The sequence below is a fragment of the Cryptosporangium arvum DSM 44712 genome (assembly GCF_000585375.1).
GTDB lineage: Bacteria > Actinomycetota > Actinomycetes > Mycobacteriales > Cryptosporangiaceae > Cryptosporangium > Cryptosporangium arvum.
In genome coordinates this window covers 4,612,274-4,619,150 of record NZ_KK073874.1, presented here as the reverse complement: position 1 = coordinate 4,619,150, position 6,877 = coordinate 4,612,274, and the positions used below count along the sequence as shown (strand labels likewise).

At 71.9% G+C, this 6,877-nt stretch carries 6 protein-coding genes; 1 reads left to right on the top strand and 5 read right to left on the bottom strand.

Translation table 11 applies throughout. The annotated features are described in order from the left end of the window. Nucleotides 1–4: 4 nt before the first annotated feature. The gene (locus CRYAR_RS20680; protein ID WP_035853304.1) at nt 5–985 is read right to left on the bottom strand and encodes an oxygenase MpaB family protein; all 981 of its coding nucleotides are present in this window, start codon (nt 983–985) and stop codon (nt 5–7) included. Between the two features lie 79 nt (nt 986–1,064). On the opposite strand from CRYAR_RS20680, the gene CRYAR_RS20675 reads away from it, so the two are divergent. Further along, nucleotides 1,065–1,658, top strand: coding sequence for a TetR/AcrR family transcriptional regulator (locus tag CRYAR_RS20675; protein ID WP_051570725.1), 594 nt, complete (start codon nt 1,065–1,067; stop codon nt 1,656–1,658). A gap of 153 nt (nt 1,659–1,811) precedes the next feature. Here CRYAR_RS20675 and CRYAR_RS20670 read toward each other — a convergent pair whose 3' ends face one another. The 4 genes from CRYAR_RS20670 to CRYAR_RS20655 form a co-directional block, all read right to left on the bottom strand. Next, nucleotides 1,812–3,281, bottom strand: a complete 1,470-nt coding sequence (locus CRYAR_RS20670; protein ID WP_035853298.1) for a hypothetical protein — start codon at nt 3,279–3,281, stop codon at nt 1,812–1,814. A 113-nt stretch (nt 3,282–3,394) separates the two neighbouring features. Next, the gene (locus CRYAR_RS20665; RefSeq protein ID WP_157017929.1) at nt 3,395–3,691 is read right to left on the bottom strand and encodes a hypothetical protein; all 297 of its coding nucleotides are present in this window, start codon (nt 3,689–3,691) and stop codon (nt 3,395–3,397) included. Between the two features lie 74 nt (nt 3,692–3,765). Next, the gene (glgX, locus tag CRYAR_RS20660) at nt 3,766–5,886 is read right to left on the bottom strand and encodes a glycogen debranching protein GlgX (RefSeq protein ID WP_035853273.1); all 2,121 of its coding nucleotides are present in this window, start codon (nt 5,884–5,886) and stop codon (nt 3,766–3,768) included. A gap of 66 nt (nt 5,887–5,952) precedes the next feature. Further along, nucleotides 5,953–6,864, bottom strand: coding sequence for an AEC family transporter (locus CRYAR_RS20655; protein ID WP_035853266.1), 912 nt, complete (start codon nt 6,862–6,864; stop codon nt 5,953–5,955). Between the last annotated feature and the right edge of the window lie 13 nt (nt 6,865–6,877).

The window sequence follows — 6,877 nt, the reverse complement described above, 5'->3', positions numbered from 1 at the left end:
CCGGTCAGAGGGCGGCCTCCACCTCGGCGCGGGTGCGGGTGGGATCCGGGGATTCGGGGCGGGTGGACGTCACCGACGCGGTGACGCCGGCCGCCACCCGCGCCCGGGCCTCGTGGAACTCGCGCAGCGGCGACTCGGCCCCGTTGACCACCGCACGCAGCGCGGCCCGTCGTAACCGCAGCGCCACCGGGTTCGGGCGCTGGTACATCGCGAGCTTCTGGGCCCACCCGGGCAGCATGTCGCGTACCGCCCAGTCGAGGAACTCGCTGCCGGGCTCCCAGGCCCGCCGCCCGTTCCCGCGCAGGTTCGGGCCGGTGGCGAACGCCTTGATCGGCGTCACCGCCAGTTTGGGCAGGTAGGACTCGAGGCAGTCGAGCGTCTCCTGTTTGGTGGTGGGCAGGTCGGTGCCGCCGAGCGCCTCGCCGACCCGGACGAACTCGCGGTAGTAGCGGTCGATGTCGGCCAGCGGCGCCCGGTGGTACCGCTCGTGCGCGGTGGCCAGCCCCCACACCACGGTCGCGTAGTTCCAGCGCAGCCACTCCGGCGAGTCGGCGTCGTAGGCCAACCCGTCCGGACGCACACCCTTCACCGTGTGGTGCATCGCGCGCACGGTGCGGGCCAGGTTCTCCGCGGTCTTCGTCGACCCGTAGGCCGTCCCGATGAAGAACGCCACCGAGTGTCCGAGACGGACCTTCCCGCCCTCCTCGTCGATCGCCCCGGTGGGCACCCCGTCCTTGCGCTCGACGAGCCGCGAGTGGTCGTACCCCATCCAGCTGATGCTCGGGTCGAGCCCTTCGATGTACGACGCCGCGACCAGCCCGAGGATCACCGCGGGCGTGTGCGAGTGGACGTACCAGACCGCACTGTCGGGCCCGAACCAACCCGGGTCACCCTCGGGCGAGCGGAAGTCCATCCCGCGGAAGAACCTCGACCGGGTGTCGGCGTCGAACGACTGCTGGAAACGGGTGGCGAGGACGTTCGGCATGGGAGCCTCCAATTCTGGCTACGACCGTATCCAGACTAGGTTCTGGCAACGCCCGTGTCCAGACTTGTAGGGTGGGGAGATGACCCGATGGGCCGGCGTCTCCGCAGAGGACCGGCGAGCCGAGCGCCGCGAGATGCTCGTCCGCGCCGGCTACCGGCTGTTCGGCGCGGAAGCCGACCTGACCGTGCGCGCGGTCTGCCGGGAGGCCCAGCTGCACACCCGCTACTTCTACGAGAACTTCGCCGACGTCGGCGGGCTGCTCGGGGCGGTCTACGACGGCCAGGCCAGCGCGCTGGGCGACGCGTTGCAGCGCGCGGTCGCGTCCGCCGGCTCCGGCGCGGAGGCACGCACCCGGGCCGGTGTCCGCGGCGTCCTGGAGTTCCTGCGCGACGACCCGCGCCGCGGCCGCCTGCTGTTCAGCAGCGAGGTGCTGGCGAGCCGCCGCCGCGTCACCGAGACCGAGCTGCTCGAGGGCCTGATCGCGATGAGCGGCACCCCGAGCACCCCGGTGCTGGTGGCCGCGACGATGTTCACCGGAGCGATGGCCGAGCTGGCCCGCCAGTGGGCCGACGGCCGCCTCGGCGACGACCTCGACACGGTGGTCGACACCGCCGTGACCCTGGCCACCGCGATGCGGACCGCCACCACCCCCGCACCCGCCCCCATCACCTGAGCGGCACTCCCGGCGAGGCGTCGCTCCCCCGGGGCTCGGCGGGTGTCAGGTCGCGCAGCGCCTACCGGACCGGGCGCCGACCGGGTGCTCGACGCGATCCTCCGCCGGCTCGACCCCGACGCCCGGCGCACCGTGATTTACGACGGCTGACGCTCAGCGCCGGCCGAACAGAGCCTTCGGGCCACCGATCAGGGCGGCGACGCCCAGCGCGGTGCGCGGATCGAACGGCTGGCGCCACAGCCCGCCGTGCGCGGCGTCGATGAACACGCTCTCGGGGTGGGCGTCCGCGGACGCGAGCGGGCGGTGCACGTCGGCGACCAGTTTCGCCGCCCCGAGCGCCCGGGCGGTGTCCGGCTGGAAGATCTCGACGCCGAACGCCCCCGCGCCCGCGTACACCGAGTTGAGCACGCGGTTCTTCGTCACCGAGCGGGTCCACGAGGCCGGCGCCACCGTGCTCGAGATCCGCCGGCCGGCGGAGTGCTGCAGCACCGCGCGCCACCGCTGCAGCCGCTTGGCCAGCGCGTAGTTCGGCCCCTGGATCGGCACCAGCGTGTCCGACAGGCCCCACGCCCGGCCGGTGTCGTCGGCGTAGGTCTCGGGGTAGGCGGGCCGGAACAGCCGCCGGCCGCTGGCCAGCGCGGCCGCCCGGTGCGCCGCGGAGTTCCACCGCCGCGACCGCCCGCGCTCGCGCGCCTCGGCGACCGCGTCCGACGGCACCAGGAAACTGTCGGTGGGGGTGTGCAGATAGGACAGCACGGCGTCCGGCCTGGCGGTGGTCAGGGTCCGGGCCAGCACGTCGGCGGCCAGGTTCACCTCCACGTGCGCGGCTCCGTCGGCGTACGCGTGGCTGCCCAGGATCGGGATCCGGTCACCGCTCCAGCGTGCCGAGAGCCAGCCGGCCAGCGCCGGGAGGTCCGCTCCGATGTCGACGCCCGGCACGTCGTCCAGCTGCGGGTACGTGAGCGTTCCGGCCGACGGGAGCCCGCGCAGGCGCTCCCAGATCGCCGGGTTCGGCACGTCGACGGCCACCACGCGCACACCCCAGCGCAGCAGCGGCTCGATCGGCCCCATCTCGGCTCCGGCGCCGAGCAGGATCACCTCGTACCCGTCGAGCGCGAGCCGTTCCGGCTGTTCCACGACGCTCTGCACGGCGTCGGCGAAACCCTGCTCGACGATGCCGCGGCGCACCCACTCACGCAGCTGCCGCTCGAGCGCGACGCCGTGCAGCACCTGCCCCCGGTAGGGCACCTCGACCCGGGTGAGCCGCTCGGCGTCGCCGTCGACGTGCGCGGTCGTGAGCCGGTCGTCGGCGGGGAGATCGCGCGCCCACGCGGTGAGCGGCGTCTGGGTGCCGTCGGCGCCCCGGAACACGAGCCGGTCCCAGGCCGACTGCAGCCCGTGCTCGGCGATCGCCACCGAGTCCTTCGCCAGCGCGCTCACCCGCGTGGACGCGGCGAAGTACTCCGCGTAGTCCTTGCGCCACTCGGTCGCCTGACGGGCCTGGCCGGCCAGCCGCCCGTCGACACGCACGAGCGAGTCGGCCACGATGTCCGCGCCCGTCCGTGAGGAACTCCGCCGGCCGTCGACGTCGGGAAAACGAACCCCATGGCGCTCGGCGGCCATCGAACCTCCTCGTTCGGCTGCCGCGGCCCGGTGACCGCGGCAGCCTCACTTCTACCGCAGCGGGGGAAGGATCGGCCCCGCGGGCCGGTGCGCGATGCGGCCCGGTGCCCGGGTCAGCGCCGCTGTTCGACGTGGATCCGGACACCGCCGGAGGAGTCCACCCAGCCCTTGTTCGTGGCGAGGGTGATCATCCGGTCGAACCCCTCGCGCCACCCGGTCTCGTCGGCGACCGGGCCGGCCAGCTCGACGAGCGTCGACGCCGGCAGCACCAGGTGGTCCGGGCCGGCCCAGGTGCCGACGCGGCCGGCCGCCTCCTCGGCGGCCGGCCCGCCCTCCAGGACCAGCGAGAGCGTGGTGAAGTCCCGGGGGGAATCCAGCGACACCCCGCGAGCGGTTGCGCGAACGAGCACGGTTCTTGTCCCTCCAAGACCGACGTGTCGGACGAGTATGTCAGTAGGAAGAACGTCCGTTCGCGCACCCCGGCTCAGTACTTGCAGCGCAGGACCGCCACGCTGTGGGGCTCGATCGTCACCCCGCCGCCCGCTTTGAGGTTGCCCGCGGTCTCCGACGGCGCGAGCAGCAGCGGGTCCGCGGTGTCGACCACGACCTCCCAGGCCCGCCCGTACTCCGCTTCCGGGAGCGTGCACTCCACCGCGTCGCCCGACGGGTTGAACACCAGCAGGAACGAGTCGTCGACGATCGCCTCGCCGAGCGCGTCGGACTCGGGGATGCCCTGCCCGTTGAGGAACACGACGATCGCCTGCGCGCCCTCGGCGGTCCAGTCCGACGGCTCCATCGGCCGGCCGTCGGGCCGCAGCCACGCGATGTCCTCGACCCCGCTGTCGCCGACCGGCTCGCCCCGGAAGAACCGGCGCCGCCGGAACAGCGGGTGATCGGCGCGCAGCCGGATCAACGCCGACGCGAACCGGGTGAGCACCTCGTGGTCGCGGGCCGATTCCCAGTCGACCCAGGACAGCTCGTTGTCCTGGCAGTAGACGTTGTTGTTGCCCTGCTGGGTGCGCCCCAACTCGTCGCCGTGGGCGATCATCGGCACGCCCTGGGACAGCAGCAGCGTCGCCAGGAAGTTGCGTTTCTGCTGCTCACGGAGGGCCAGGACGTCCGGGGATTCGGTCGGGCCCTCCACGCCGGTGTTCCAGGACCGGTTGTGGCTCTCGCCGTCGTTGTTGTCCTCGCCGTTGGCGTCGTTGTGCTTCTCGTTGTACGAGACCAGGTCGGTCAGCGTGAACCCGTCGTGCGCCACGACGAAGTTGATCGACGCGATCGGACGCCGCCCGTCGATCTCGTACAGGTCGGACGAGCCGGCGAACCGGGACGCGAACTCGCCCAGCGTGCCCGGCTCGCCGCGCCAGAAGTCGCGCACCGCATCGCGGTACTTGCCGTTCCACTCGGTCCAGAGCGGCGGGAAACCACCGACCTGGTACCCGCCGTCCCCGACGTCCCAGGGCTCGGCGATGAGCTTCACCTGGCTGACGATCGGGTCCTGGTTGACCAGGTCGAAGAACGCCGCGAGGCGGTCCACCGAGTGGAACTCGCGGGCCAGCGACGCGGCCAGGTCGAACCGGAACCCGTCGACGTGCATCTCGGTGACCCAGTAGCGCAGCGAATCCATGATCAGGCGCAGCGACTCGTGGTGCCGCACGTTGAGGCTGTTCCCGGTGCCGGTCGTGTCGTAGTAGTACTGCTTGTCCTCATCGACCAGCCGGTAGTACGCCGCGTTGTCGATGCCGCGGAAGCTCAGCGTCGGCCCGAGGTGGTTGCCTTCGGCGGTGTGGTTGTAGACGACGTCGAGAATGACCTCCATGCCGGCCCGGTGCAGTGCCTTCACCATCGACTTGAATTCCTGCACCTGGGAACCGTGCCCCTGGAACGACGCGTAGCCGTTGTGCGGCGCGAAGAAGCCGATCGTGTTGTAGCCCCAGTAGTTGCGCAGGCCCTTCTCGAGCAGGCCGGAATCGTGCACGAACTGGTGGACGGGCATCAGTTCGACCGCCGTCACGCCCAGCTTCTTGAAGTAGTCGATCATCACCGGGTGCGCGAGGCCGGAATAGGTGCCGCGCACGTCCTCCGGAATGTCGGGGTGGCGCTCGGTGATGCCTTTGACGTGCGTCTCGTAAATGACCGACTCGTGGTACGGAATTCGCAGCGGCCGGTCGTTCGCCCAGTCGAAGAACGGGTTGATGACGACCGAGCGCATCGCGTTGGCGGCCGAATCGGCGTCGTTGAACGATCCCGGATCGCCGAAGTCGTAGGAGAAGAGCTCCTGGCCCCAGGTGTACTCGCCGTCGATCGCCTTGGCGTACGGGTCGAGCAGGAGCTTGTTCGGGTTGCAGCGCAGCCCGGCGCCCGGGTCGTACGGGCCGTGCACCCGGTAGCCGTACCGCTGCCCGGGCACGATCCGGGGCAGGTAGCCGTGCCAGACCAGGGCCTCCCGCTCGGGCAGGTCGACCCGGGTCTCGGTGCCGTCCTCGTCGAACAGGCACAGCTCGACTCGTTCGGCCACCTCCGAGAACAATGCGAAATTCGTGCCTCCACCGTCATAGGTGGCACCCAGTGGGTACGGCGAACCGGGCCAGATCGTCGACATCGTTCCCCTGTCTCAATTGTCGATCGTGCTCCGGAGGGCTTTCCACCGCGGCCGACCGGCAAACGGTCAGCGCAGCAGCGCCGTCGCGAGCACGATCACCACCGGCGCGACAATGGTCGTGAGCAGCACCGATTCACGCGCCAGCCGGGGCGCGGCGCCGTAGTGCCCGGCCCAGACCGCGACGTTCTGCGCGACCGGCAGCGCGCTGAGCACGACCGCGGCGTAGACGGTGGCCGCGGGCGCGCCGAGCACCGGGCCCGCGAGCACCCAGGCGGCGACCGGCCGCACCAGCGCGGAGGAGACGACCACGAAGCCCAGCGCGGCCCGGTCGCCACCGCGCCCCGGCAGCGGGCTGCCCACCAGCGAGAGACCGAACGAGAGCAGCACCGCCGGCACCGCCATCTGGGCCAGGATGCGCACCGGCTCCGCGACCACCCAGGGCACGCGCAGGCCGGTGAACACCACGGCCAGCGCGAGCACGGTGGCGATCAGCACCGGGTTGGCCAGCGCGCGCCGCACCGCCCCGCGGGTCTCCCCGGCCCCGCGCAGCTCCAGGGTCGTCATCGCGATCGGTGACTGCACGGCCAGCTGGAACAGGATCAACGGGGCGACCAGGGCCGCGTCCCCCAGCACGTAGGACGCGACCGGGATGCCGAGGTTCCCCAGGTTGGGGAAGCCCACGGCGATCGTCGTCATCACCCGCACCTCACCGCGCCAGCGGCGGACGGCACCGGCGACGACAGCGAGCACCATCGCCAGCAGGCAGGTCAGCAGCGGGACGACCGAGGTCGGCGCGGTCAGCAACGACGGGTCGGCCGAGGTGACCGTGGTGAACAGGAGGCAGGGCGTGGCCACGGTGAGCGAGAGCCGGGCCAGCACCGCCCGCGCGTCCGGGCCGAGCGTGCCGCGGCGGCCGAGGAGGTAGCCGATCGCGATCAGGACGCCGATCGCGGCGAAGCCGGAGAGGGCACCGCTCACCGAATCGCTCGTC